This is a genomic window from Amycolatopsis australiensis (assembly GCF_900119165.1).
GTDB classification, from domain to species: Bacteria; Actinomycetota; Actinomycetes; order Mycobacteriales; family Pseudonocardiaceae; genus Amycolatopsis; species Amycolatopsis australiensis.
The window spans coordinates 415,044-438,912 of sequence record NZ_FPJG01000006.1 but is presented as its reverse complement, the minus strand read 5'-3'; the positions used below and the strand labels follow the sequence as shown (position 1 = coordinate 438,912).

Below are 23,869 nucleotides of genomic sequence, written 5' to 3'. Positions count from 1 at the left end.
ATGTGGCTCACCTCGTTGGTTTCAACGCCTCTCCGAGAGACGGCGCGCGTTCGTCTCGGTCACTGACCATTGTGACCGGCAGTGGCCACGAAATGTCCAATTCGGGATCTTTGTACGAGATTGTAATGTCCTCGGCCGGGTCGTGGGCGCGATCGATACGGTACGCGACGTCGGAGGGGTCGGTGAGTGACTGGAATCCGTGGGCGCACCCGGCCGGGATGTACACGGAAACCTGCGTCTCACCGGAAAGTTCGAATGTCTTGATGTTCCGGAATGTCGGCGAATCCGGTCGGAGATCCACCACCACGTCGAAGACGGCACCGTACGAGCACCGGACGAGCTTCGCCTCGCCGGCCCCGCCGCGCAGGTGCATCCCGCGGACGACACCTTTGCGGGAACGGGAAAGACTGTCCTGGACGAAGCCGTCCGGGTCGATCCCCGCCGACGCGACGACGTCCCGGTCGAACGTGCGGCTGAAGAACCCGCGCCGGTCCACGTGCGGTGTCGGTTCGAAGAGGTACGCGCCCTGGATCTCGGGCACCGGAATGGCCTTCATCGCCCACCCCCGAAGAGGGCCGCCGAAAGGGCGGCGAACTGGTCCTTGAGCCGTTGCGCGTTCATCTCGTTCCGTTCGAGGAGCGTCTGGCGCAGTTCCGCCGAGCGGTTCTCCAGTTCGGTGAACTGCTCGACGAGCTTGTCGAAGGTGACGTCCTTCGCCCGCTGGGTGAAACCGTCGAGCCCCATCTCCGCCATCAGCACGTCGTTCTTCGGCGCGTAACCGATCGCCACGGCCGGCTTCGCGACCTTCAGGGCGCAGAGCACGTTGTGGTAGCGCGTGGCCACCACGCTGTCGACCGCCGCCATCTCGTGCATCAGCTCGTCCAGGGTCTCCGCCGAAGCCGCCGTCACCAGCGGGGAAGCGGTCTTCTCGATGATCTCGTCGACGACCTGCCGGTCGATCCGGTCGCCGATGAACAGCCGGACTTCTCTGCCCTGGTCCACGAGCCACGCGACGAAGCGGTTCATCGTGTCCACGTAGTGGCGGTAGATGCGGTCGCCGTCGGCGCGGTCGTCGTTGCCGCCGTAGTAGGCCATCACGCCGACGCCGACCGTGCCCGGTTTCGGGTCCGCGTCCGGAGTGGGGAGGGCGAACGCGAGGTCCGGGTACACCTCGTCGCGGCTGGTGTCGACGCCCATCGCGCGCATGGCGTCACGCGAAATGGCGTCGCGGTAGGAGCGGTAGGCGGCGAGCCGGCCCGCCAAGCGGACCAGCGTCCGCGTCGCGCGGGCGCTGATGTGGTTCGCGCCGACGCACACGAGCGCCACCTTCGTGCCGAAGAGCCGGCCGGTGGCGGAAAGGAGGAAGAGCGAATACGGGAACCCCCAGGGACGCAACGGAAGCGTCGCTTCGAGCACGCCCATGCCGGGCACGATGACGACGTCCTGCTTCCGGACCCAGGCCGCGGTGCGCGCGATGTCGACCAGCTTGCCGAAGCCCTTGAGGGCGATCGAACGGAGGCCGGACGCCGTCTCGTACTCGGACTGGTTCCAGTGCAGCGGCGTCGCGTCGAGGCCGTACCGCTCGCGGACGATCTCCGGGCCGCCGACCAGGGCGCCGAGCACGGCGTCCGGGTACTCGGCGCGGAGGTAGCCGAGCACGGCTTCGAGGGAGCCGTCGTTGCCGAGGTTCCCCGAGCCGAGGAGGCCGAACACGCCGACGCGGGGGGCACGCTTCACGCGAGCCTGCCTTCCCGGCCGGCCACGATCGCGTTGACCGTGGCGACGTCGGAAGCGGTCGGCGCGCGGTCTTCGACGCGCTCGCCGGAGCGGGACTTCGCGCGGTTGGTCAGCCAGGCGGCGAGGTGCCCGAAGCACTCGCGCTTGTCGGCGGCCGAGATCGGCGCGCGGCGGATCAGGTCCGCGAACCCGTAGACGTACTCGCCGAGCAGGCGGACGGTCGGATTCCGGAGCCGGTTCGCGCGCCGCGGGTCCAGATTCGCGCACCGGCTCCGGATGGTCGGGTTGGCCCGTTCCGCGCGGCCGGGGTGGTCACGGCGGAAGTAGAGCAGCTCGGGCACCTGGTAGAACCGGCCGTGCAGGACCATCTCGGCGGAGTACGTCCGGTCGGCGTGGTGGTAGCTGTCGAGCGGCTTGACGCGGCGGAGGACGTCGGCGCGGATGACGCCGTAGAAGTCGTCGCCGCCGGGCTCGAACAGGATGCTGCGGAAGCGGTCCGGCGCGTGCGCGGAGCCGGTGTCCAACGTGTACTCGAGCCGCTGGACGATGCGGCCGTCGCCGTCGATGATCGCCTGGTCGCAGTGGGCCAGGATGACGTCCGGGCGCTCGTCGAGGGCCTCGACGCACCGCTTGAGCAGGTCGCGGGCGTAGAGGTCGTCGTGCGAGACCCACTTGAACAGCTCGGTGCGGGAGACGTCGAACACGAAATTGTGGTTCGGCGTCGCGCCGATGTTCTTCGGCTGGCGGACGTAGCGGATCCGGGAGTCCTTCTCGGCGTACTGGCGGCAGATCTCGTCGGTGCCGTCGGTGGAGGCGTTGTCGGAGATGATCAGCTCGAAGTCTTCGAAGGTCTGGCCGAGCAGGGCGTCCAGCGACTCGGCGAGGTACTCCTCGCCGTTGTACACCGGGAGGCCGAGGCTCAGCCGCGGGACGGTGGTCATGGAGTCCTCATTCCTTGATCGGCTCTTTGATCGGCTCGAACACCACGGTCGGCTCGTCGGCCCCCGGCGGCACGTACTCGCGCAGCCCGACCCGCAGCTGCAGCCACCACACGACGGACCCGCTGAGGGTGGCCGTCGCGACGCCCCATGCGGACCCCGCGGCGTCGCCGAGGAAGGCGCCCACGATGCCGAAGGTGACGTAGAACAGCGAGGCGACCAGCTGCGAGCGCAGGCTCCGCTTGGCCGCGCCCAGCGCTCGCAGGCCGGCCGCCGCGCCGGTGGCGAAGCTCGCGCCGACCACGGCGAGGGTGACCGGGAGGATCAGCGGGGACGACGAGTCCCACACCGAGCCCATCACCCAGCGGCCGGCGCCGTCGGGCACGAGGAGCAGCAGGCCGAGGCCCCAGCACAGCGCGGCGGCGGCTTGGCCGCCACCGAGGATCACGCAGAAGTGCTTCAGCCGGTGCGGCGCCCGCTGAAGCACCCGCGCGCCCTCGGCGACGGTGACCAGGGACAGGCCCATGAGCAGGGCCAGGAAGGGGCCGAGAAGCTGTTCGGCGCCGCGGACCGCGCCGACGGCGGTGATGCCCGCGATGGCGCCGAGACCGTACGCCCGCAGCTGGGACGCGCCGCTGTTGCTGACGTTCTCGACCAGGTAGCGGACGCTCAGGTCGCGTTGCGTCCGGAGCCAGCCGGCCAGTTCGCGCGGGTGCGGGAGGATCCCGGTCTGGAACCAGCCGAAGACCGCGGCGAGCGCGGCCGCGACGCCCCAGGCCAGCACGAAGGCGACGACCGTCCCGACCCGGGCCGCGGCGAACAGGGCCGGGATCAGCGCGACGCCGCACGCGAGGTCGTTCAGGAACGCCTTCTTGCCCTCGCCGCGCGCGAAGAAGGCGAACCGCCAGGCGTCCTGCAGCAGCAGGCCGGGCAGCACGACGGCGAGCGCGACGAACGCGTTGCCGAGCGGACCGCCCGCGGCCAGCCCGGCGACCAGGCTGACCACGCCCGTCGCGCAGCCGACGCCGATGGCCGTGCCGGACGCGCTGGCGACCCCCAGGCGCCAGCGCGCTTCCGGCACGGCGCTGAACCGGACCATCAGCGGGTCCGTGGCCAGGCCGCGGGACACGTTGAGCACCACGCCGTAGGTGACCCAGACGAGGCTGAAGATGCCGAAGGCGAACGTGCCGAGCGAGCGAGCCACGTACAACCCGACGGCGAAGTTGGTCAGGCTGGACACCGCCTGGTCGCCGAGGCCCCAGCTGAGCCGTCCGGCCATGGCGCGCACGGCGCCGGACCGGAGGATCGAGCGCGGGGCACGGCGATGCCTGGCCACGTCGCTCACTCCTTGACCAGGCCGGCGTCGTGCAGGGCGCGGGCGGCGACGTCGACGATGTCGAAGTCCAGCCCGGCCCGTTCGGCGATGTCGAGGAGGCTGTGCTCGCCGTCGGAGAGGTTGAGCACCCACAGCATCGCCATCTGGGCCTGCTTGGCGTCGCTGCGGCCGCCGAGGGAGTCGTACAGCCCGCGCTTGCCGAGCTGCGGCTCGCCGTACGGGCTGAGGTTGACGTAGCGGCGGTTGCGGTCGAGGACGCCGAAGGCGTCGCGAAGGGCACCGAGCGTGTCCTCCATGGCCGCAGGCGAGACGAAGCCCGGATTGTCCGCGGAGGTGTGGTACTCGGGGTAGCCCGCGTACGGCGTGCGCGTCAGCGAGCCGACGCCGAGGTTGAAGCCCGGCGAGCAGAACTGGCGCTCGTCGTAGCCATACGGCGAGAAGTCGACAACGCGGTGCTCGTGCGAACGCAGCACGTGCTGGACGACGCGGTCGATCTCCGCGTCGCCGCGTCGGGACTTCTTGTACGTCAGCGGTCCCGGGTCGCCCGCGCACGCCAGCACCAGCCCGTGCTTCACCTTGTCGATCCGGCCGGAGTTGCGCGCCAGCCACGTGATCGAGCCGATGGTGCCCGGCATGAACAGGAACCGGTAGGTGTAGTGCGGCTGCGAAAGCGCCAGCTGCTGGGCCAGTGAGATCGCCACCGCGATGCCGGCGAGGTTGTCGTTGGCCAGCGACGGGTGGCACACGTGGCAGGACACGATGACCTCGTCGGTGACGCGGCCAGGGACGACGTGCTCGGCGTAGGTCAGCGAGCCGTCTTCGAGGGTCGAGTCGATGACGACGTCGTACTCGCCGTCGGGCAGGGCGTCGAGCTTCTCCTGCGCGAGGCAGAAACCCCAGGCCGGCGCGTAGTAGCTGGTCCGGTAGGGCACCCACGACGGCTGGTCCGGCAGCGTGTGCAGGTGCTCCCGCAGCTCGCTCAGCGGCATCCGCCGCGACACCGGGACGCTGTACCCGACGACGTGCAGGTTCAGCTCCTGGAAGTCGATCACCCGCTCACCGGACGGAGTGGCGACGTAGGCGTCGCGGATGTTCCACTCCTGCGGGATCGTCCAGTCCAGCACCGCGGTGCCGGTCGGGACTTCGTGCCGCTGGAGCGCGATGTGCTCGCCGATGACGTCCATGGTCTGCCGCACGCCGTCGCCGGTGATGCTGCGGCAGATCGGGTACAGCCGCTCGACCAGGGCGTGCAGCTCCGCCCCCGTCCGCAGCTGCGGGCCCGCCACTACTTCCGCCGCAGGGTGTCGTCGACGCGGCCGGCTTCGCCCTCGCTCTTCAGCCAGGCGAGCCGGGTGAACAGCTGCTGGAACGACTCGCGGGTCAGCCCGAACTTGCGGTAGGCCTCGATGAGCTCGACGGCGCCGTCCTTGACCGACCATTCGCAGGCGAACCCGGGGATCGCTTCGCGGAACCGCGAGAAGTCGACGCGGTAGGAGCGCGGGTCGGCGCCCGCCTCGCCGGTGATGTTCAGCGTCGAGCCCGGCACGGCCTCGACGACCTCCTGGGCGATCTCGGCGACGGTGACGTTGTTCTCCTCGGTGCCGATGTTGAACGCCTTGTTGTGCACGGCTTCCTTCGGCGCCGTCAGAGCCGCCGTGAACGCGCGCGCGATGTCCTGGGCGTGCACCAGCGGCCGCCACGGCGTGCCGTCGGAGAGCACCAGCACCTCGCCGGACAGGTGCGCGTGCGCGGTCAGGTTGTTCAGCACGATGTCGCCGCGCAGCCGGGGCGAGTAGCCGAACGCCGTCGCGTTGCGCATGTACACCGGCGTGAAGTCGTCGTCGGCGAGCTCGTGGACGTCGTCCTCCACGCGCACCTTCGACTCCGCGTACGGCGTCACCGGCTTCAGCGGCGCGTCCTCGTCCACCAGGCCGTCGCCGCCCGAAGCGCCGTACACCGAGCAGGTCGACGCGTACAGGTACCGCTTCACGCCGGCGTCCTTCGCCAGCTTCGCGAGTCTCACCGACGCGTGGTGGTTGATGTCGTAGGTCAGCTCCGGCGCGAGCGAGCCGAGCGGGTCGTTCGACAGCGCGGCCAGGTGGATCACCGCGTCGAACCCGGAGACGTGCTCAGCGGTGACGTCCCGCAGGTCGACGACGTGCCCGGCCGGGTCGGCGGGGGCGGGCCCGAGCAGGCAGTCCTCGAACAGCCCGGAGTCGAGGCCGACGACCTCGTGGCCGGCGGCGGCGAGCACCGGGGCCATCACCGTCCCCAGATAGCCCTTGTGCCCCGTCAGCAACACCCGCATCGGATTCAGCCCTTCAGGTCGAGAGTGAGTTTCTTGACGAAGAACGCTTCGGCGTACTTCGCGGCGGCTTCGATCCCGCGGATCCGGGCGAGCCCGAGGAACGCTTCGCGGTCGTACCAGGGGCGGTGCCGCTGGGACGCGTAGTGCTCCTGCAGCAGCCGGACCTTCTGCTCCGCGACGTCGTCGTCCAGCGGCTGGTAGACCGACGGGCTGCCGAGGTCGCCGTCCCACTTGACGATCTCGTAGCCCAGCGCGAGGTGGTCGCGGAACGCGGTCGGCACCAGCTTGGCCAGCCCGCGGTGGTCCTGGTGGGCGTCGTCGGTGCGCGGCGCCAGGATGACGTCCGGGTCGGTCCGCCGCCGCAGTTCTTCCAGGGCGTTCTTGGCCTCTTCCCAGTGCGCCGGGAACCGGCCGTCCGGCAGCTTCAGCACCGTGACGTCGAGGTCCGCGCCCGGGCAGAACGCCGCCAGCGCGGCGCGCTCCTCGTCTTCACGCGGGGTGCCGCCGCCGGAGAGGACCAGCGCGTCGACCTTCAGTCCCGGCCGGGAAGCGCAGAGCGTCAGCAGCGTGCCGCCGGCGCCGATCGCGATGTCGTCGCAATGCGCGCCGAGGGCGACGACGCCGCCGAGCCGTCCCGGCCGCAGCCCGATCACGCGATGCTCGCCGCTGGCTGGTGCTCCCACAATGCCCAGGGCCGCTCGCCGTGGGTGTAGGCGTTGTCGAGGGCCGCCCGCTCCTTGACCGTGTCCGTCGGCTTCCAGAAACCGCGGTACGGGTAGGCGAGCAGCCGGCCGCGCTTGGCCAGTTCGGCGCAGCCGTCGGCGACCAGGTCGCCGTTTTCCGGGATGTGGTCGAACACTTCCTGCCGCAGCACGAAATAGCCGCCGTTTTCCCACAGCGGCATTTCGCTGACCGCGGTGATCGAGCCGACCAAGCCGCCTTCGTCCATTTCGACGCAGTGGAACGACGACTGCGGCGGGACGACCATCATCGACGCGCCCGCGTCGGAGTTCGAGAACCGCTCGATCATGTCCGGCAGCGGCACGTCGGAAAGGACGTCGGCGTAGTTGGCGAGGAACATCTCGTCGCCGTCGAGGTAGTGCCGGACCCGGCGCAGCCGCTCGCCGATCGGCGACTCGATCCCGGTCTGCACGAAGGTGATCGTCCAGTCCGCGATGTCCGTCGACAGCAGCTCCGGCTTGCCGTTGCGGAGGACGAAGTCGTTCGACGCCGTTTCCTCGTAGTTCAGGAAGAAGTTCTTGATGTGCGACGCGCCGTAGCCGAGGCAGAGGATGAATTCGGTGTGGCCGAAATGCGCGTAGTAGCGCATCACGTGCCAGATGAGCGGTCTCGGACCGACCATCGCCATCGGCTTCGGGACGTCGTCGGCGGCGCCGTTGCGCATCCGCATCCCGTAGCCACCGCAGAAGAGGACGACCTTCACTTCACTGCACCTCGACGATTTCCAGGTGGGGAATGGGGAACACGAGCTTTCCGCCCCACGCACCGATGTAGGAGAGCTGTCCGGTCAGCTCCTCCCGGAGGTTCCACGGGAGGACGAGGACGTAGTCGGGCCGGTCGGCTTCGATGCGCTCCGGGGGCAGCACCGGGATCCGGGTGCCCGGGGTGAACCGGCCGTGCTTGTAGGGGTTGCGATCGACGGTGTAGGCCAGCAGGTCCGTGCGGATCCCGCAGTGGTTGAGCAGCGTGTTGCCCTTGCCCGGCGCGCCGTAGCCGACGACGGTCTTGCCGTCGCCCCGCGCCTCGATCAGGAACTTCAGCAGGTCCAGCCGCACGCGGGTGACGCGCTCGGCGAACTCGGTGTACCCGGACAGCTCGTGCAGCCCGGCCGCCTTCTCCCGCGCGAGCACGTCGGTCATCCGCTGGCTGGGCTCGCCCGCTGTGACAACCGGGGCTTCGCCACGGGCTGGGGGCTCCGCCGCCCGGAACCCCTCGAAAGCCTCAGCGGGACGCGCCCACAGCCGGATCGACCCGCCGTGCGTCGGCAGCAGTTCGACGTCGACCACGGTCAGGCCGCCGGTCGCGAGGGCCCGGCGCGCGGATTCGACCGTGTAGTACTGGAAGTGCTCGTGGTAGATCGTGTCGTACTGGTTCTTCTCGATCAGCGTGAGCAGGTGCTGGACCTCGATGGAGACCCAGCCGTCGTCGGCGACGAGGGCCCGCAGGCCCTTGGTGAAGCCGAGGACGTCGGGGATGTGCGCGTAGACGTTGTTCGCGGCGACGAGGTCGGCCGGCCCGTGCTCCTCGCGCACTTTCAGGCCGGTTTCCTCGGAGAGGAACGCCGTCAGGGTGGGCACGCCGGCGTCACGCGCCGCCTGCCCGACGTTCACCGAAGGTTCCACGCCGAGACACCGGATCCCGTGCCCGACGACGTGCTTGAGCAGGTACCCGTCGTTGCTCGCGACCTCGACGACGAAGGACTTCTCGCCGAGCCCGAGTCGTTCGACCGCGCCGTCGACGAAGCGCTTCGCGTGCTCGACCCACGACGTCGAGAAGGACGAGAAGTAGGCGTACTCGGTGAAGGTGTCGTCGGGGTCGATCAGCGGCGGGATCTGGGCGAGCCAGCAGTCGGTGCACACTCTGAGGTGAAGCGGGAAGGTGGCTTCCGGCTCGTCGAGCTGCTCGGCGGTGAGGAAACGCTCACAGGGCGGAGTCGCGCCCAGGTCGACAACACCGGCCGTGTTCGTCGAACCGCAGAGTCGACATGTGGTCATCTACCAGGCTCCTTGGCTCGCGGTCGCGATGTGCGCTTAACACGTCGAGCAGGGGCGGATCGTCGTTACAGCGACGCGTGGCGGCCTGGTGGACCGATTCGGAACCGCAACCTGAGGTGGGATAATGTGGCGAACATCACTCGCCGTGTTCGCCCGGACCCGTAACGTCCACAGTGGACCTCGGCCCTAGGCTGGCCGGATGACTTCGGAGACGGGGCCCCGCCTGACCGGCGTGGCGGGCGTGGTGCTGACGGTCCGCTTCCTGACGGAGCTGGCCCTGCTGGGCGGCCTGGCGCTGGCGGGCACCCAGCTCGGCGGCGGCGTGGCACTGGCGATCGTCGACGCGGTCCTGCTGCCCGTGGCGGCGGCGGCGATCTGGGGCCTGTTCATCGCCCCGCGCGCCCGCCGCCGCCTCCCGGAGCCGGCGCGGTTCCTGGTGGAGTTCGCGTTGTTCGCGGCGACCGGGGTGGTGCTGGCGTTGGTGGGCTGGGTGGTCCTCGGGGTCGTGCTGGCGGTCGCCGGCATCGGCGTCGCGGCGCTGACCAGGCGCTTCGCCAAGGACGGCTGAGTTACGAATCGATCACCCGCCGCTCAGCCGCCGAGTCTCGCGCAAGACGGCAGGTCAGATCTTCTCCGCCGCCGGGATGACCTCGTTGCCGAACTTCTCGAGTACCGCCGGCTTGTGGACGTGCGGGACCGCGCCCAGCGCGACGTCGATGCCCAGCCCGTTCAGCCGCTCCAGCTCCGCCACCAGCTCGGCCGACTTCGCGCCGTCCTCGCCGATGTCCAGGATGTGGTACACCGTCTTGGTGATCGAGCCGTAGTCGCGGCCTTCGTTCTCGCAATGCCGCTTCAGCACCTCGAGCTTGTGTTCCAGCTCCGGGCCGTTGAACAGGTTGCACTGGTCGGCGTACTTCGCCACCAGCCGCAGCGTCTTCTTCTCGCCGCCGCCGCCGATCATGATCGGGGGGTGCGGTTTCGTCAGGGCCTGCGGCACGTTCAGCAGCCGGGTCGCGTCGAAGTGCTCGCTCTTGAACGGGCCGTCGCCGTCCGCCCACATCTGCAGCACGTACTGGAGGTTCTCCTCCAGCAGCTCGAAACGCTCCGCCACCGGCGGGAACGGGAAGCCGAGCCCGCGGGACTCCTCCTCGTTCCAGCCCGCGCCGATGCCGAGGATCGCGCGGCCGCCGGACAGCACGTCCAGCGTCGTGATCGCCTTCGCCAGCAGGCCCGGGTGGCGGTACAGCACGCCGGTGACCACCGTCAGCAGCTTGGCGCGCTCGGTGTGCGCCGCGATGAAGCCCAGCGTCGTGTACGCCTCGAGCATGTCGTTTTCGACCGGGCCCACCGCGCCGATCTGGAAGAAGTGGTCCATCACGGCGATGGAGTCGAAGCCCGCCTGGTCGGCCGTGCGGACGACGGCGGCCAGGTCGGCGCCCAGTGCGGAGGCGCCGTTCGGCCAGGTGAAGTCGGGAATCTGCAGTCCGAGTTTCATGGTTTCCGACGGTATACCTGGAGTTGCCCCAGCCGCCCGGTCAAAAGTCCCGGACGAGGAACACCCGGCCGTGCACGGGATCGGTGACGTACACCGTGCGTGTGCGCTCGTCGATCGCCACCTCGCCCGGGTTGACGCCCAGTGCCAGGTCGCCGGTCAGCGTGCCGGTGCCGCCGTCGACGCGGCTGATCCCGTTCTGTCCGCCGTTCGTGTACACCGTGTTCGTGCCCTGGTGCACCGTCAGCGCCGACGCTTCGCTGCGCAGCAAGACCGTCTTGCGCTCGGCGTGGGTCACCGCGTCCACAATGGACATGTGATGGATGCCGGAGTTCGCCACGTACACCGTGCCGCTCGCGTGGTGCACCGCGACGGCCGTCGGCTTGGCCCCGACCTTCACCGAAGCGACGAACTTCCCGCTGTCGATCGAGAACACCTCGACCGAGTCCGTGCCGGTGCTCGCGCAGTAGGCCAGCTTGCGGCCGGGGTCGACGGCGATGCCGCCGAGGCTCGGCTTCGGGCCCGGCACCAGCGCCGCGAGCGTGCAGCTCACGCCGTCGAGCACGGCGAGCGTGCCGGTGGTGCCGCTGGCCGCGTAGACGCGGTCAGCCTGCTCGTCCACGGCCAGCGCGGACGCCCCCACGCCCGCGCCGATCACGCTCACCAGGTCGCGGGTCCGGCCGTCCAGCACCACGACCGTCCCGGCCCGCGGGTTCGCGACGTAGACCCGGTTCGTCCGCGCGTCGACCGCGACGTCGCCCGGCGCGCCGCCGACGGTGATCACCGCACTCGCCGCGGCACCGCGCGGGTCGATCACCGAGACCGTCCCGGACTCCGGATCCGTGACGTACGCGAGCCCGGTGACCGGGTTCACCGCGACCGCGGCCGGCGCCCCGCCGAGGTCGATCGACCGGACGTCCGCGGCGCGCGCCACCCCGGGCAGGGCCAGCGTCCCGGCACCCGCCGTGACCAGGGCGAAGACGGCCCGCCGGCGTATCGGGCGACCTCGCATCGGCGCCTCCGCTCGTGATCAACTCGCCTTCCGAGCCTAACCCGCGCCATCATCACCTGAAGGAACTTCGCGTCCCCCGATCGCGTTGTTTCCACTGGGTAACCCACTTCGAGAGCGGACGGAGGCGAGCGCGCGTGCACGGGCACCAGAACGGACTCAAGACGGCGGTCCTGCTCGGCCTGCTGTCCGCGATCATCATCGCGATCAGCGGGCTCTTCGGCCGCGGCGCCCTGGTCATCGGCCTGGTCGTCGCACTGGGGATGAACGGCTTCGCCTACTTCAACTCGGACAAGATGGCGCTGCGCGCGATGCGGGCGCGGCCGGTGTCCGAGGTGGAGCAGCCCGCGATGTACCGGATCGTGCGCGAGCTGGCGCAGACCGCCCGCCAGCCGATGCCGCAGCTCTACCTGAGCCCGACCGTCGCGCCGAACGCGTTCGCGACCGGCCGCAACCCGCGGCACGCGGCCGTCTGCTGCACCACCGGCATCCTCGACCTGCTGAACGAGCGCGAGCTACGTGCCGTGCTCGGCCACGAGCTGTCCCACGTCTACAACCGAGACATCCTGATCTCGTGCGTCGCCGGCGCGCTGGCCAGTGTGATCAGCGTGCTGGCGAACATCGCGCTGTTCTTCGGCGGCAACAACCGCGACGGGAACCCGCTGGTCAGCTTGCTGCTGGTCCTCGTCGGCCCGATCGCGGCGGCGGTGATCCGGATGGGGGTCAGCCGTTCGCGGGAGTACCAGGCCGACGCGTCGGGCGCCGAGCTGACCGGCGACCCGCTGGGCCTGGCCTCGGCGCTGCGGAAGCTGGAGGCCGGGACGCGGGCGGCGCCGCTGGTCGCGGAGCCGCAGCTGGTGTCGCAGTCGCACCTGATGATCGCGAACCCGTTCCGGCCCGGCGAGGGCCTGAGCCGGCTGTTCTCGACGCACCCGCCGATCGCCGACCGCATCGCTCGGCTCGAGGAGATAGCCCGCCGCGGCTTCTGATCCCACCAGCTGGGAGCGGGAATCCGGATTCCGGCGCGGGAGTTTTCCCGGCATGGTTTCCGCACAGCTGCACCTGGGCGTCGCCATCGACGGGGCCGGGTACCACCCGGCCGCGTGGCGTGTCTCCGCGGTCGAGCCCGCCGCGCTGTTCACCTCCGGCCACTACCTGAAGTACGCGAAGCTCGCCGAAGCGGCCTCGCTGGACTTCGTCACTCTCGACGACTCCCTGGCGCTGCAGTCCGGCGGGGAGGAGGTCGTGCGCGGGCGTCTCGACGCGCTGCTCACGCTGTCCGCCGTCGCACCGGTGACCAGCCGGATCGGCCTGGTGCCGACGGTCACCACCACGCACACCGAGCCGTTCCACGTCTCGACGTCGGTCGCCACCCTGGACTACGCGAGCCGCGGCCGCGCCGGCGTGCTGGCGGTCCCGTCCCTGACCGACGCCGAGGCCGCGCACTTCGGCCGTCGCCCGGCTCCTTCGCCGGAGGACGGCGAGGCCGAGACCGCCGAGGTCCTCGACGTCATCACCCGGTTGTGGGACAGCTGGGAGGACGACGCGATCATCCGCGACGCCGCCACCGGCCGGTTCATCGACCGGGAAAAGCTGCACTACGTCGACTTCGAGGGGCGCTTCTTCAGCGTCAAGGGCCCGTCGATCACGCCGCGGCCGCCGCAGGGACACCCGGTGACCGCCGTCTACGGCGACTCGCCGCACGCGGTCGGCGCCGACGTGGTCATCACGCGGGCGGACCACCTGGACGCGGTGGGCGCCGCGGTCACCCGGTTCCCCGGCGCGAAGGTCCTCGCGACGGTGTCGATCGTGCTGGCCGAGACCGAGCAGAGCGCCCGCGACCGCCGGCGCCGGCTCGACGCGCTGACGTCGTTCGAGCCCGCCGGGCTCTCCTTCACCGGCACACCCGCCCAGCTGGCGGCCGAGCTGCCGCGCTGGGCGGCCGAAACCGGCGTCGCCGGCTTCCACCTGCGGCCCGCCGTCCTGCCGGACGACCTCGACCTGCTCGCCGGCGAGGTCGTCCCGCTGCTGCGCGCGGCCGGCGCGTTCCGGGACGGCTACCGTGGCGCGACGCTGCGGGAGCACCTCGGGCTGGGCCGGGCCGTCAACTCCTACGCCGTCACCCCGGGAGCCTGAGATGACCAAGCAGATCAAGCTCGCCGCGCACTTCCCCGGCGTCAACAACACGACGGTGTGGAGCGACCCGGCGTCGGGCAGCCAGATCGACTTCGCGTCCTTCGAGCACCTGGCGCGCACCGCCGAGCGCGGCAAGTTCGACTTCCTCTTCCTCGCCGAGGGCCTCCGCCTGCGCGAGCACGCGGGCAAGATCCTCGACTCCGACGTCGTCGGGCGGCCCAACACGACCACCGTGCTGGCCGCGCTGTCCGCCGTCACCACCCACCTCGGCCTGGCCGGGACGCTCTCGTCGACGTTCAACGAGCCCTACGAGGTCGCCCGCCAGGTCGCGACCATCGACCACCTCTCCGGCGGGCGCGCGGCGTGGAACGTCGTGACGTCGCCGGACGCCTGGACCGGCCAGAACTTCCGGCGCGGCGGCTTCCTCAAGCGGGAGGACCGGTACGCCCGCGCCGAGGAGTTCCTGGCCACCGTGCGCGAGCTGTGGGACAGCTGGCAGCCGGGCACGCTGGTGGGGGACAAGGAGAACGGCGTCTTCGCCCGCGACCCCGGCAAGTTCGTCCACCGGGGACCGCAGTTCGACATCCACGGCGAGTTCACGCTGCCGCGGACCCCGCAGGGACAGCCGATCGTCATCCAGGCCGGCGACTCCGACGAAGGCCGCGAGTTCGCCGCGAAGGCCGCCGACGTTATCTTCAGCAGGCACGGCACCCTCGAGGACGGCCAGGCGTTCTTCCACGACGTCAAGCGCCGGCTGGCGACGTACGGCCGCGAGTACGGCGACCTGCTGATCATGCCGGCCGCGACGTTCGTCCTCGGCGACACCGACGCCGAAGCCGAGGAACGCGCGCGCGAGATCCGGCTCCAGCAGGTCCGCCCGGCCACCGCGATCCAGTTCCTGGAGCAGGTGTGGAGCCGCGACCTCTCGGACTACGACGTGGACGGGCCGCTGCCCGAGATCGACCCCGACCCGGACGCCGAGCCGCTGACCTGGGGCCGCGTCCGGCACGAGAAGGACCCCCTGGCCGTGGCGCAGCGCTGGCGGGCGATCGCCGAGGAGAAGAAGCTGTCGATCCGCGAGCTGGTGATCGAGGTCACCGCGCGCCAGCAGTTCGTCGGAACCCCGTCGACGATCGCTTCGACGATCGACGAGTACGTGCAGTCCGACGCGGCCGACGGGTTCGTCCTGGTGCCGCACCTGACGCCCACCGGGCTCGACGAGTTCGTCGAGAAGGTCGTGCCGCTGCTGCAGGAGCGCGGCGTGTTCCGCACCGAGTACACCGGGACGACGCTGCGCGAGCAGCTGTTCTAGGCCGAAGCGCCCGCGGCTACGGCGACTGCCTTCACGTAGTCGCCGTAGCCGGACTTCGCCAGCTTCTCGCCCAGCGCGTAGCACTCGTCGGCGTCGATGAAGCCCATCCGCAGCGCGATCTCCTCCAGGCACGCGATGCGCACGCCGGTGCGGTGCTCCAGCACCTGCACGAACTGGCCGGCTTCGAGCAGCGAGTCGTGCGTGCCGGTGTCGAGCCAGGCGAACCCGCGCCCGAGGTCGACCAGCGACGCGCGGTCCTGGCGGACGTACGCGAGGTTGACGTCGGTGATCTCCAGCTCGCCGCGCGCCGACGGCGTCAGCGAACGGGCGATGTCGACGACCTGGTTGTCGTAGAAGTACAGCCCGGTGATCGCCTTGTTCGACCGCGGCTTGGCCGGCTTCTCCTCGATGGTCAGCAGCTTGCCGTCCGCGTCGACCTCGCCGACGCCGTAGCGCTGGGGGTCCTTGACCGGGTAGCCGAACAGCACACAGCCGTCGAGGTCGCGGACCGCGGCCTGCAGCCGGCCGGAGAAGCCCTGGCCGTAGAAGATGTTGTCGCCGAGCACGAGCGCGACGTCGTCGCCGCCGATGAAGTCCGCGCCGATCAGGAAGGCCTCGGCCAGCCCGTTGGGGCTCGGCTGCTCGGCGTAGGAGAACGAGACGCCGAACTGGTCGCCGTTGCCGAGCAGCTTGCGGAAGTTCGGCAGGTCGGCGGGGGTGGAGATGATCAGGATCTCCCGGATGCCGGCCAGCATCAGCACCGAGATCGGGTAGTAGACCATCGGCTTGTCGTAGACGGGCAGCAGCTGCTTCGACACCGCCTGGGTGATCGGGTGCAGGCGTGTCCCGCTGCCTCCGGCCAGCACGATGCCCTTCATCCGGCTGCCTCCCTGTCCGTGGTCACGACCCGTCCACCCTACGGGGCCGGGTGGACGGGCCGATCGGGAAGCACTAGAAGGCCGGTCCCTTGCCGAAGAAGGCCTTGCAGCCGGAGTCGTACTCGGTCGCGATCTCCAGCACGTTCTGGCCGTCGTCGACCGGCAGCAGCGTCGAGGAGTAGTTGGGGCAGAAGTTGTTGTAGATGCCGGTGATGTGCACGGGCGCGGGCAGTTCGTACCAGTCGCCGCTGCCGAAGTCGTCGTTGGCCAGCAGCACCTGCCCGTTGTTCGGCTGCGGCTCGCCCTTGGCGTTGGTGTAGATCTGCCCGACCATGACGATCCGGACGCCGTTCGGGCCGCCGGGGAACAGGGTGATCGTCTGCGCGTGCTGGAAGTAGTTGCCGTTCGCGGTGGTGACGCGGGTGCCGGGATCGGCCGGGTCGCCCCAGTTGGCGCCGTCGGGCGAGATCTTGAAGTAGGGGTCGCAGTAACGGTCGCGGAAGTTGCAGATCTCGTAGGCGAAGTAGTAGCGGCCGTCGGGCAGCCGCCGGATGATCGGCATGCCGGGCCGCACCCGGTCCGGCGGGATCGCCATGGTGAGCTGCTTGGTGCCCCAGCTGATGCCGTCGGTGGAGGCGACCCGGTTGAGCACCTGCGCGTACTGCGGCGCCTGCGTCTCGTCGGCGAAGTGGAGCCAGAGGGTGCCGCCGGCGTCGACGGTGAACTCGGGCTCCCAGATGCCGTCGATGTTGTGCGACCGGGCGGCCTCGGCGAGGAAGGTCCACGAGCGCCCGCCGTCCTTGCTGGCCCAGACCTTGATCCCGACGCGACGCTCGGCCCCGCCGTCCTGCCGGTAGGAGGCGGCCCAGAGCAGCGTGCCGGCCCGAAGCCGTCCAACGCGCTGCGGCAGTTCGTAGAGCGTGCCGCAGCACAGCCCGAGCCGGCCGTCGGGATCGCGGATGGCGCCGATCTGGTGGAAGGACTCGCCCTCGTCGGTGCTTTCCATGATCGGAGCGAACTTGCCACCGGAGTCTTCACTGGTGAGCGAGGCGACGATCCGTCCGCGTCCGACGACGGAGTGCTCCAGCCGGATCAGCCGGGCGTAGGAGCCAAATCCGGGCAGAAGCTGCTTACGCTCAGCAGCGCGGGCGGGTATGGGTGTTGTTACGACCACGCAGAGTGACAAGACGAAGGCGAGCAAGCGGCGCATCCGGACCCTCTCCACGCAGTGACGGCGCGATTACAGCACGCGGAACCGGACTGGTGGGGGCGGTCACGCGGGCGTTTAGCGCGTTCGAGGGGTTTGATGTGCACTGCCGGGTGACGTGCTCACCGAGGGTCGCGGGCACCCGGCAGCCGGGTGCCCGCGGCGCGTCACCGGTAGTTGGTGAACTGCAACGCGATCTCGAAGTCCTTGCCCTTCAGCAGGGCGATGACCTCCTGGAGCTGGTCCTTCTTCTTGCCCGACACCCGCAGCTGGTCGCCCTGGATCTGGGCCTGCACGCCCTTCGGGCCTTCGTCACGGATGAACTTCGCGATCTGCTTCGCCTTGTCCGAGGCGATGCCCTGGAGGATCTTGCCCGAGATCTTGTAGCTCTTGCCCGACAGCGCGGGCTCGCCCGCCTCGAAGGCCTTCAGGGAGATGCCGCGCTTGATCAGCTTCTCCTTGAACACCTCGACCGCGGCCAGCGCGCGCTCCTCCGTCTCGGACTCGATCGTGATCGCCTCCTCGCCGGCCCAGCTGATCGTCGTGCCGGTGCCGCGGAAGTCGAACCGCGTGCCGAGCTCCTTGCCGGCCTGGTTCAGCGCGTTGTCCACCTCCTGGCGGTCGACCTTGCTCACGACGTCGAAAGAGGGATCCGCCACGTGTCCTCACACCTCGTACTCGCTTGTCAGGGGCCACCCAGCCTAGTCCTGGGTATCCCGGTTGACCCCCGCCGGGAGCCGTTGGGTAAGCTTCTCCCCGGCCGGTGAGACCGGCCTGGGCAGGTTACCCAAGTGGCCAAAGGGATCTGACTGTAAATCAGACGGCTCAGCCTACGGGGGTTCGAATCCCTCACCTGCCACCCACGAGAATCAGCCTGGTGATCCGTCGCCAGGCTGATTTCGTTTATGTGACGAAGGTACGGTGACCCTTGGCAGCACCCGGCTGGCTGACCTCGTCGCCGATCGCCCATCGCGGTCTGCACGGCGACGGCGCGGAAGCACCCGAAAACACGATGCCCGCCTTCGCACGCGCCCTCGAAGCGGACGTCCCTTTCGAGTTCGACGTCCAGCTGAGCCGGGACGGCGTTCCCGTCGTGCTGCACGACGCCGACTTTTCCAGGATGGCCGTCAACGGCTCCGGGCCGGTCCGGGAACTGGACTGGGCGCGGATCGGCGAGCTGCGGATCGGCGCCGCGGAGGAGCGCGTCCCGCGGCTCGACGACGTGCTGGAGCTGGTGAACGGCCGGGTGCCGGTCGTGGTCGACGTGCGCCGCTGGGGTTTCGACCGCTCGTCGGCGCTTGAACGCGCCGTTACCGAGCGCCTGCGTGGCTACCCCGACGCCGCCGTCGTCCAGTCCTTCGACCCGGTCGCCGTCGGGCGGTTCCGGCGGCTGGTGCCGGATCGCGCTGTCGGCCAGGCGTCCGGGTCTCTCCCGTCCGCCGGCCCGGTGAAGGCCCTCCTGGGGCGGATGATGCTGACGAACGCCGTCATGCGGCCCGACTACCTCGCCTACGAGCTGGCCGCGCTGCCGGATCCCTTCGTGACGTTCTGGCGCACCGCCCGCCGCCCGGTGATCGCCTACACCGCGCACTCCCCCGAGGAGGCCGACCGGGCTTCGCGGCTTGCCGACGGCTATTTCTTTTCCGGATTCGTGCCGGGGACCCGCGCCTGATCGCGTGCGTTTCCGTTGCGGTCGTGCACGTTGTGGGCCGGAAAGGCCAAGTCGGCGAAGAAGCTATCCGCTTCCCGCTTGCGGATGTCGATCAGCTTCCGCGCGAACTCCCTGGTGACTTCGATCTGACGGGGATCGGGTGCGCTGTCGCCGTTCGCCGTGTTGTCCAGATCGCCGTGCCAGTCCCACCACGCTTCGGTGATCGCCCGCTCGGTGTTGCGCAGGAGGATCCAGGACTGGTCCCAGCGGTAGAACGCCCGCAGGGCGGTGACGCCGGCGACCACGACACCCGCCACCGACACGGCCAGCTTCGTGCCCGGGAAGTCCAGGGTCGCCAGCAGTGGCAGGCTGGCGCCGACGACGATCACCGTGATGCCGCTGAGCCGGAAGAACCGGCGGTGCCAGGTGGCGCGCGAGTTGTAGAAGCTGCGCAGGCGCATCGCGTACGTTTCGACGGCCACCGGGTAGCCGAGCGACTTCGGGTCGGGCAGCGCGTGGGGGAACGGCGGTCGGAACTTCATGGGACGATCCTCCGGCACGACGGCCTTTTCAGGGAAGTCGCGTTTGCCGACAACTGCCGCCGGAGGCGATCAACGACGCGAGCCGGACGAGGTTCAACCGGGAAACGGCAACACGGGGAAGCCGCGGATTTTTCCGTCGGGAATATCGAAGAAAAGCCGTTCGCCCACGGCGGGCCCGGTCGCAGCCGCAGGACACGCTCTCGCCGCTTGACCGGCGCGACACGAAAACCGCCCGCTCGGCACCGGCTACCTCATCGCCGGGCACCGGCTCTCGACGCAAGGCGAACGGCCGGTTTCCCCTGGGGTGAGGGGAAACCGGCCGTTCTTCAGGTGGCGGCGCTCGGGGTTACGCCGCCTGGGAGACCGGCGTTGCCGCCGGGGTCAGGGCCAGCTCCAGGACCTCGCGGACGTTCGCCACCGCGTGGACGTCCAGCTCGGCCAGCACCTCTGCCGGGACGTCGTCCAGGTCCGGCTCGTTGCGCTGGGGGATGATCACCGTCTTCATGCCCGCACGGTGCGCTGCCAGGAGCTTCTGCTTCACGCCGCCGATCGGGAGCACCCGGCCCGTCAGGGACACCTCGCCCGTCATCGCCACGTCCGCGCGGACCACCCGGCCCGACAGCAGCGATGCCAGCGCCGTCGTCATCGTGATGCCCGCCGATGGCCCGTCCTTCGGGACCGCGCCCGCCGGGACGTGGACGTGGATTCCGCGCTTGCGCAGGTCGCCCACCGGCAGCTCCAGCTCCGCGCCGTGGGAACGCAGGTACGACAGCGCGATCTGGACCGACTCCTTCATCACGTCGCCGAGCTGGCCGGTCAGCTGCAGACCCGACGCGCCGGACTCCTCGTCCGCCAGCGACGCCTCGATGTACAGGACGTCACCGCCCGCGCCGGTCACCGCCAGGCCCGTCGCCACGCCCGGGGTCGCCGTGCGCTGGGTCGACGCCGGGAGCGACGACTCCGGCAAGTGCCGTGGCCGGCCCAGGTAGGTCTCCAGGTCCGCGGCGTCGATCGAGAGCGGCAGCGACACCTCGTCCAGTGCCACCTTCGTCGCGATCTTCCGCAGCACCTTCGCGATCGTGCGGTTCGCGTCGCGCACGCCCGCCTCGCGGGTGTACTCGGCCGCGATGCGGCTGAACGCGGCGTCCGTGAAGACGACGTCCGAAGCGCCCAGGCCGGCGCGCTCCAGCTCGCGCGGGAGCAGGTGGTCGCGGGCGATGGTGACCTTCTCGTGCTCGGTGTAGCCGTCCAGCGTGACCAGCTCCATGCGGTCCAGCAGCGGGCCGGGGATCGTCTCCAGCGCGTTGGCCGTCGCCAGGAACACGACGTCGGACAGGTCCAGCTCGACCTCGAGGTAGTGGTCGCGGAACGTGTGGTTCTGCTCCGGGTCCAGCACTTCGAGCAGCGCCGCGGTCGGGTCGCCGCGGTAGTCGGCGCCGACCTTGTCGATCTCGTCGAGCAGCACGACCGGGTTCATCGAGCCGGCTTCCTTGATGGCGCGGACGATCCGGCCGGGCAGCGCCCCGACGTACGTGCGGCGGTGACCGCGGATCTCCGCCTCGTCGCGGATGCCGCCCAGCGCCACGCGGACGAACTTGCGGCCCATGGCCTTCGCGACGGACTCACCCAGCGACGTCTTGCCTACCCCGGGAGGGCCCGCGAGGGCCAGCACGGCGCCCGAACGGCGTCCGCCGACCGGGCCGAGGCCCGATTCCGCACGGCGCTTGCGCACGGCCAGGTACTCGATGATCCGTTCCTTGACGTCGTCGAGCCCGGCGTGGTCGGCGTCGAGCACCGCCCGCGCCGCCGCGATGTCGTAGACATCCTCGGTGCGCTCGTTCCAGGGCAGCTCCAGTACGGTGTCCAGCCACGTGCGGATCCAGCCGCCCTCGGGGGACTGCTCGGACGTGCGGTCCAGCTTGTCCACCTCGGCCAGCGCGGCCTTCTTGACGTGCTCGGGCAGGTCGGCGGCCTCGACGCGGGCGCGGTAGTCCGTCTCGTCGGCGGTGCCGTCGAGCTCGCCGAGCTCCTTGCGGATGGCCTCGAGCTGGCGGCGCAGCAGGAACTCCTTCTGCTGCTTCTCCATGCCCTCGGCGACGTCCTTGCGGATCGTGTCGGTCACCTCGAGCTCGGCCAGGTACTCCTTGCTCCACTCCAGCGCCTTCTCCAGGCGCGCGGTGACGTCGAGCGTCGTGAGCAGCTCGAGCTTCTGCTCGGCGGACAGGTACGGCGCGTTGCCGGACAGGTCGGCGACCGCGGAAGCGTCTTCGACCTGCTGGACGGCGTCGATCAGCTGCCAGCCGCCGCGCTGCTGGAGGATCGAGATGACGACGGCCTTGTACTCGGCCGCGAGCTTGGCGGTCTGGTCGTTCGTGGTCTCGGGGGCGTCCTCGGCGTGCACCCAGCGGGCGGCGCCGGGGCCGTCGGCGATCCGGCCGACGAGCGCGCGGCCGGTGGCGCGCAGCAGGACGGCGGCCTTGCCGCCGGGCACGCGGCCGATGCGCTCGACCGTGGCGACGGTGCCGAACTCGGCGTACTCGCCGTGGACGCGCGGGACGATCAGGACTTCGGCCTTCGCGGCCGCGGAAGACCGGATGCCGGGGAAGGACGCCTGGCTCGGCGTCTTGGCCTGGGCGGACTCCACCGCTGCCCGCGTCTCGGTGTCGGTCAGGTCGAGCGGGACGACCATGCCCGGGAGCACGACGTCGTCATCGAGCGGGAGCACGGGCAGGAGGCGGGTGTCGGACATGTGCACTCCTCGTGTAGTTGAGTCTGCCTTGCTCAACTCTCCGATGGGTGTGTTTGTTTCCCGGAGTGCGTTCGCCCACAGCGATCACGAAAAGCGCAGGTCAGGGCGCTGGACGACGTGCGACGGCACACCACGCGAAGGGCCGCGTCTCGGCGTCGATCGGCGTCGGCGGTGTTTCCGGACGCCAGTCCGGCAGGGACGTCATCCCCGGCGGGAGCAGCGGCCAGCCGCCGAACCAGGGGAGCAGGTCCTCCGCCGAGCGCAGCCACGCCGGGTTCGAAGTGTCCTGGTACGCCTCGATGAAGCGGCGCACCTCGGCCGCGCGGTCCGGCGGGGCGTCGTCGCGGCACGTTCCGTGCGTCAACGCGAGCCAGCTGCCCGGCGCCAGGCGGGAGCGGTACGTCGCCATCAGCTCGTCCGGCTCGTCGGACGGGCCGATGAAGTGCATGACCGTGATCATCAGCAGGCACACCGGCCGCGACCAGTCGATCAGCGACGTCGTCACCGGATCCGCGAAGATCTCCGCCGGCCGCCGGATGTCCTTCTCCACCAGGCCGGCCCAGTCCGACGCGCCTTCACGCTCCAGAATGAGCCGCGAGTGCGCGGCCGCCACCGGCTCGTAGTCGACGTACACCACCGACGCCCGCTCACCGGACGGGAGCCGGTCGCGGACGATCTCGTGCACGTTCCCGGCCGTCGGCACGCCGGAGCCGAGGTCGACGAACTGGCGGATGCCGGCGTCCATGGCGGCCGACACGACCCGGTTCATGAACGCCCGGTTCTGCCGCGAGATCGGCCGGATCAGCGGCCACAGCTTTTCGACGCGGCGGCCGAACTCGCGGTCGACCGCCCAGTGGTGCGACCCACCGAGGTACCAGTCGTAGACGCGCGCCGCGGACGGTTTCTCGATGTCGACCCCGGCGGGCGCGACCGGCGCGGTTTCGCTCATGCGCCCGGCTTCTCCGCCACGGCGCACCACGCGAACGGGCGGGCCTCCGCCTCCAGCGCGTTGATCTTCCGGTCCGGCCGCCAGTCCGGCAGGTGGACGATGCCCGGCTCGAGGATGGTCCAGTCGCCGAACAGCGGCTCGATCTCCTCCCGGTCGCGCAGCCACACCGGGTTGCTCGTCTTCCGGTACTGCTCGACGAACCAGCGCAGCCCCGCCAGGTGCGGGCCCTCGCCGTCGCCCTCGCTCATCTGCGAGATCGCCAGCCAGCTGCCCGGCGCGAGCGCGTCCCGGTACGCCTCCAGCAGGCCCTCGGGGTCGTCGTCCGGCCCGACGAAGTGCAGCACCGCCGCCATGATCAGGCAGACCGGCCGCGAGAAGTCGATCAGCCGCTGCGTCTCGGCAGCCTGCAGCACCGCCTTCGCGTCCCGCATGTCGGCCTGGACGATCCCCGCCCACTCGGTCGCCACGCTTTCCTCGAGGATCAGCGTCGCGTGCGCGACCGCGACCGGCTCGTAGTCGACGTAGACGACCTTCGCGTCGTGGTCCTCCGGCAGCTCGGCCTCGACGACCTCGTGCACGTTCCCGGCCGTCGGCACGCCCGAGCCGAGGTCGATGAACTGCCGGATCCCGGCTCGCAGGGCCGCCCGCACCGCGCGGTTCATGAACTCGCGGTTCTGCTTGGAGCCGGGGCGCACCAGCGGCCACTGCTGCTCCATGCGCCTGCCGAACTCGCGGTCGACGGCCCAGTTCTGCGTGCCGCCCAGGTACCAGTCGTAGATCCGGGCCGCCGACGGCTTCTCGGTGTCGACGCCTTCCGGCGCTCTGGGCGCGGAATCCCGCTGATCGGCCACTTCCCGGCTCCCCTCGCTCTGGCGGAACCAGCCTATAAG

Annotated in this window: 23 protein-coding genes and 1 tRNA gene; 6 read left to right on the top strand and 18 right to left on the bottom strand. The window is 70.3% G+C overall.

What is annotated here, in order from left to right:
• Positions 1-7: 7 nt before the first annotated feature.
• The 9 genes from BT341_RS03210 to BT341_RS03170 are packed head-to-tail and all read right to left on the bottom strand — an operon-like array spanning position 8 to position 9,054.
• Positions 8-556, bottom strand: coding sequence for a dTDP-4-dehydrorhamnose 3,5-epimerase family protein (locus tag BT341_RS03210; protein ID WP_072474836.1), 549 nt, complete (start codon positions 554-556; stop codon positions 8-10).
• Positions 553-1,737 (bottom strand): polysaccharide pyruvyl transferase family protein, encoded by a 1,185-nt coding sequence (locus BT341_RS03205; protein ID WP_072474835.1) that lies wholly within the window; start codon positions 1,735-1,737, stop codon positions 553-555. The genes BT341_RS03210 and BT341_RS03205 overlap by 4 nt, the downstream gene beginning before the upstream one ends.
• Entirely contained in the window at positions 1,734-2,678 is a 945-nt protein-coding gene (locus BT341_RS03200; protein ID WP_072474834.1) for a glycosyltransferase family 2 protein, read from the bottom strand. Before BT341_RS03200 ends, BT341_RS03205 begins: the two co-directional genes overlap by 4 nt.
• Before the next feature lie 7 nt (positions 2,679-2,685).
• On the bottom strand, positions 2,686-4,011 hold the full coding sequence (locus BT341_RS03195; RefSeq protein ID WP_072474833.1) for an MATE family efflux transporter: 1,326 nt from the start codon (positions 4,009-4,011) through the stop codon (positions 2,686-2,688).
• Between the two features lie 5 nt (positions 4,012-4,016).
• Positions 4,017-5,297 carry a DUF4910 domain-containing protein gene (locus tag BT341_RS03190; protein WP_072474832.1) on the bottom strand — a complete coding sequence of 427 codons (1,281 nt, stop codon included), beginning with the start codon at positions 5,295-5,297 and terminating at the stop codon, positions 4,017-4,019.
• Entirely contained in the window at positions 5,297-6,319 is a 1,023-nt protein-coding gene (locus BT341_RS03185; protein ID WP_072474831.1) for an NAD-dependent epimerase/dehydratase family protein, read from the bottom strand. The genes BT341_RS03190 and BT341_RS03185 overlap by 1 nt, the downstream gene beginning before the upstream one ends.
• 5 nt (positions 6,320-6,324) lie before the next feature.
• On the bottom strand, positions 6,325-6,972 hold the full coding sequence (locus BT341_RS03180) for a PIG-L deacetylase family protein (RefSeq protein ID WP_072474830.1): 648 nt from the start codon (positions 6,970-6,972) through the stop codon (positions 6,325-6,327).
• Positions 6,969-7,763, bottom strand: coding sequence for a glycosyltransferase family protein (locus tag BT341_RS03175; protein WP_072474829.1), 795 nt, complete (start codon positions 7,761-7,763; stop codon positions 6,969-6,971). Before BT341_RS03175 ends, BT341_RS03180 begins: the two co-directional genes overlap by 4 nt.
• A gap of 1 nt (position 7,764) precedes the next feature.
• Positions 7,765-9,054, bottom strand: coding sequence for a class I SAM-dependent methyltransferase (locus tag BT341_RS03170; RefSeq protein ID WP_072474828.1), 1,290 nt, complete (start codon positions 9,052-9,054; stop codon positions 7,765-7,767).
• A gap of 199 nt (positions 9,055-9,253) precedes the next feature.
• On the opposite strand from BT341_RS03170, the gene BT341_RS03165 reads away from it, so the two are divergent.
• Complete coding sequence (locus tag BT341_RS03165; protein ID WP_072474827.1) at positions 9,254-9,622, top strand: YrdB family protein; 369 nt, start codon at positions 9,254-9,256, stop codon at positions 9,620-9,622.
• A gap of 54 nt (positions 9,623-9,676) precedes the next feature.
• Here BT341_RS03165 and BT341_RS03160 read toward each other — a convergent pair whose 3' ends face one another.
• Complete coding sequence (locus BT341_RS03160; RefSeq protein ID WP_072474826.1) at positions 9,677-10,549, bottom strand: LLM class F420-dependent oxidoreductase; 873 nt, start codon at positions 10,547-10,549, stop codon at positions 9,677-9,679.
• A gap of 40 nt (positions 10,550-10,589) precedes the next feature.
• Positions 10,590-11,558: a YncE family protein gene (locus tag BT341_RS03155; RefSeq protein ID WP_072474825.1), complete on the bottom strand. Its 969-nt coding sequence runs from the start codon at positions 11,556-11,558 to the stop codon at positions 10,590-10,592.
• Between the two features lie 134 nt (positions 11,559-11,692).
• Here BT341_RS03155 and htpX point away from each other — a divergent pair, with 134 nt between their 5' ends.
• The 3 genes from htpX to BT341_RS03140 are packed head-to-tail and all read left to right on the top strand — an operon-like array spanning position 11,693 to position 15,003.
• Complete coding sequence (htpX, locus tag BT341_RS03150) at positions 11,693-12,544, top strand: zinc metalloprotease HtpX (protein ID WP_072474824.1); 852 nt, start codon at positions 11,693-11,695, stop codon at positions 12,542-12,544.
• Positions 12,545-12,596: 52 nt separating this feature from the next.
• Positions 12,597-13,691: an LLM class flavin-dependent oxidoreductase gene (locus BT341_RS03145; protein ID WP_072474823.1), complete on the top strand. Its 1,095-nt coding sequence runs from the start codon at positions 12,597-12,599 to the stop codon at positions 13,689-13,691.
• Between the two features lies 1 nt (position 13,692).
• Positions 13,693-15,003, top strand: coding sequence for an NtaA/DmoA family FMN-dependent monooxygenase (locus tag BT341_RS03140; protein WP_072474822.1), 1,311 nt, complete (start codon positions 13,693-13,695; stop codon positions 15,001-15,003).
• On the opposite strand, the gene rfbA is transcribed toward BT341_RS03140, so the two are convergent.
• From rfbA to BT341_RS03125, 3 genes are all read right to left on the bottom strand, one after another.
• On the bottom strand, positions 15,000-15,881 hold the full coding sequence (gene rfbA / locus BT341_RS03135; RefSeq protein WP_072474821.1) for a glucose-1-phosphate thymidylyltransferase RfbA: 882 nt from the start codon (positions 15,879-15,881) through the stop codon (positions 15,000-15,002). The two genes, BT341_RS03140 and rfbA, sit on opposite strands and share 4 nt — an antisense overlap.
• A 73-nt stretch (positions 15,882-15,954) precedes the next feature.
• The gene (locus BT341_RS03130; protein ID WP_072474820.1) at positions 15,955-17,091 is read right to left on the bottom strand and encodes a sialidase family protein; all 1,137 of its coding nucleotides are present in this window, start codon (positions 17,089-17,091) and stop codon (positions 15,955-15,957) included.
• A 164-nt stretch (positions 17,092-17,255) separates the two neighbouring features.
• Positions 17,256-17,747 (bottom strand): YajQ family cyclic di-GMP-binding protein, encoded by a 492-nt coding sequence (locus BT341_RS03125; RefSeq protein WP_072474819.1) that lies wholly within the window; start codon positions 17,745-17,747, stop codon positions 17,256-17,258.
• 118 nt (positions 17,748-17,865) lie between these two features.
• Between BT341_RS03125 and BT341_RS03120 the strand changes: the two genes are divergently transcribed.
• Positions 17,866-17,947, top strand: a tRNA-Tyr gene (locus BT341_RS03120).
• Between the two features lie 69 nt (positions 17,948-18,016).
• Positions 18,017-18,760 (top strand): glycerophosphodiester phosphodiesterase family protein, encoded by a 744-nt coding sequence (locus tag BT341_RS03115; RefSeq protein WP_072474818.1) that lies wholly within the window; start codon positions 18,017-18,019, stop codon positions 18,758-18,760.
• Here BT341_RS03115 and BT341_RS03110 read toward each other — a convergent pair.
• The 4 genes from BT341_RS03110 to BT341_RS03095 all read right to left on the bottom strand — a co-directional run bounded on the left by BT341_RS03110 (position 18,721) and on the right by BT341_RS03095 (position 23,830).
• The gene (locus BT341_RS03110; protein ID WP_072474817.1) at positions 18,721-19,281 is read right to left on the bottom strand and encodes a DUF4231 domain-containing protein; all 561 of its coding nucleotides are present in this window, start codon (positions 19,279-19,281) and stop codon (positions 18,721-18,723) included. The two genes, BT341_RS03115 and BT341_RS03110, sit on opposite strands and share 40 nt — an antisense overlap.
• A gap of 346 nt (positions 19,282-19,627) precedes the next feature.
• Complete coding sequence (gene lon / locus BT341_RS03105; RefSeq protein ID WP_072474816.1) at positions 19,628-22,030, bottom strand: endopeptidase La; 2,403 nt, start codon at positions 22,028-22,030, stop codon at positions 19,628-19,630.
• Positions 22,031-22,130: 100 nt separating this feature from the next.
• Complete coding sequence (locus tag BT341_RS03100) at positions 22,131-22,979, bottom strand: SAM-dependent methyltransferase (protein WP_072474815.1); 849 nt, start codon at positions 22,977-22,979, stop codon at positions 22,131-22,133.
• Positions 22,976-23,830, bottom strand: coding sequence for an SAM-dependent methyltransferase (locus BT341_RS03095; protein WP_072474814.1), 855 nt, complete (start codon positions 23,828-23,830; stop codon positions 22,976-22,978). Before BT341_RS03095 ends, BT341_RS03100 begins: the two co-directional genes overlap by 4 nt.
• Between the last annotated feature and the right edge of the window lie 39 nt (positions 23,831-23,869).

Coding starts and splice junctions, on each gene's coding strand:
- BT341_RS03210 (WP_072474836.1), bottom strand. CDS start 556: ATGAAGGCCATTCCGGTGCCCGAGATCCAGGGCGCGTACCTCTTCGAA.
- BT341_RS03200 (WP_072474834.1), bottom strand. CDS start 2,678: ATGACCACCGTCCCGCGGCTGAGCCTCGGCCTCCCGGTGTACAACGGC.
- BT341_RS03185 (WP_072474831.1), bottom strand. CDS start 6,319: ATGCGGGTGTTGCTGACGGGGCACAAGGGCTATCTGGGGACGGTGATG.
- BT341_RS03170 (WP_072474828.1), bottom strand. CDS start 9,054: ATGACCACATGTCGACTCTGCGGTTCGACGAACACGGCCGGTGTTGTC.
- BT341_RS03165 (WP_072474827.1), top strand. CDS start 9,254: ATGACTTCGGAGACGGGGCCCCGCCTGACCGGCGTGGCGGGCGTGGTG.
- BT341_RS03160 (WP_072474826.1), bottom strand. CDS start 10,549: ATGAAACTCGGACTGCAGATTCCCGACTTCACCTGGCCGAACGGCGCC.
- BT341_RS03155 (WP_072474825.1), bottom strand. CDS start 11,558: ATGCGAGGTCGCCCGATACGCCGGCGGGCCGTCTTCGCCCTGGTCACG.
- BT341_RS03145 (WP_072474823.1), top strand. CDS start 12,597: ATGGTTTCCGCACAGCTGCACCTGGGCGTCGCCATCGACGGGGCCGGG.
- BT341_RS03140 (WP_072474822.1), top strand. CDS start 13,693: ATGACCAAGCAGATCAAGCTCGCCGCGCACTTCCCCGGCGTCAACAAC.
- rfbA (WP_072474821.1), bottom strand. CDS start 15,881: ATGAAGGGCATCGTGCTGGCCGGAGGCAGCGGGACACGCCTGCACCCG.
- BT341_RS03130 (WP_072474820.1), bottom strand. CDS start 17,091: ATGCGCCGCTTGCTCGCCTTCGTCTTGTCACTCTGCGTGGTCGTAACA.
- BT341_RS03110 (WP_072474817.1), bottom strand. CDS start 19,281: ATGAAGTTCCGACCGCCGTTCCCCCACGCGCTGCCCGACCCGAAGTCG.
- lon (WP_072474816.1), bottom strand. CDS start 22,030: ATGTCCGACACCCGCCTCCTGCCCGTGCTCCCGCTCGATGACGACGTC.
- BT341_RS03100 (WP_072474815.1), bottom strand. CDS start 22,979: ATGAGCGAAACCGCGCCGGTCGCGCCCGCCGGGGTCGACATCGAGAAA.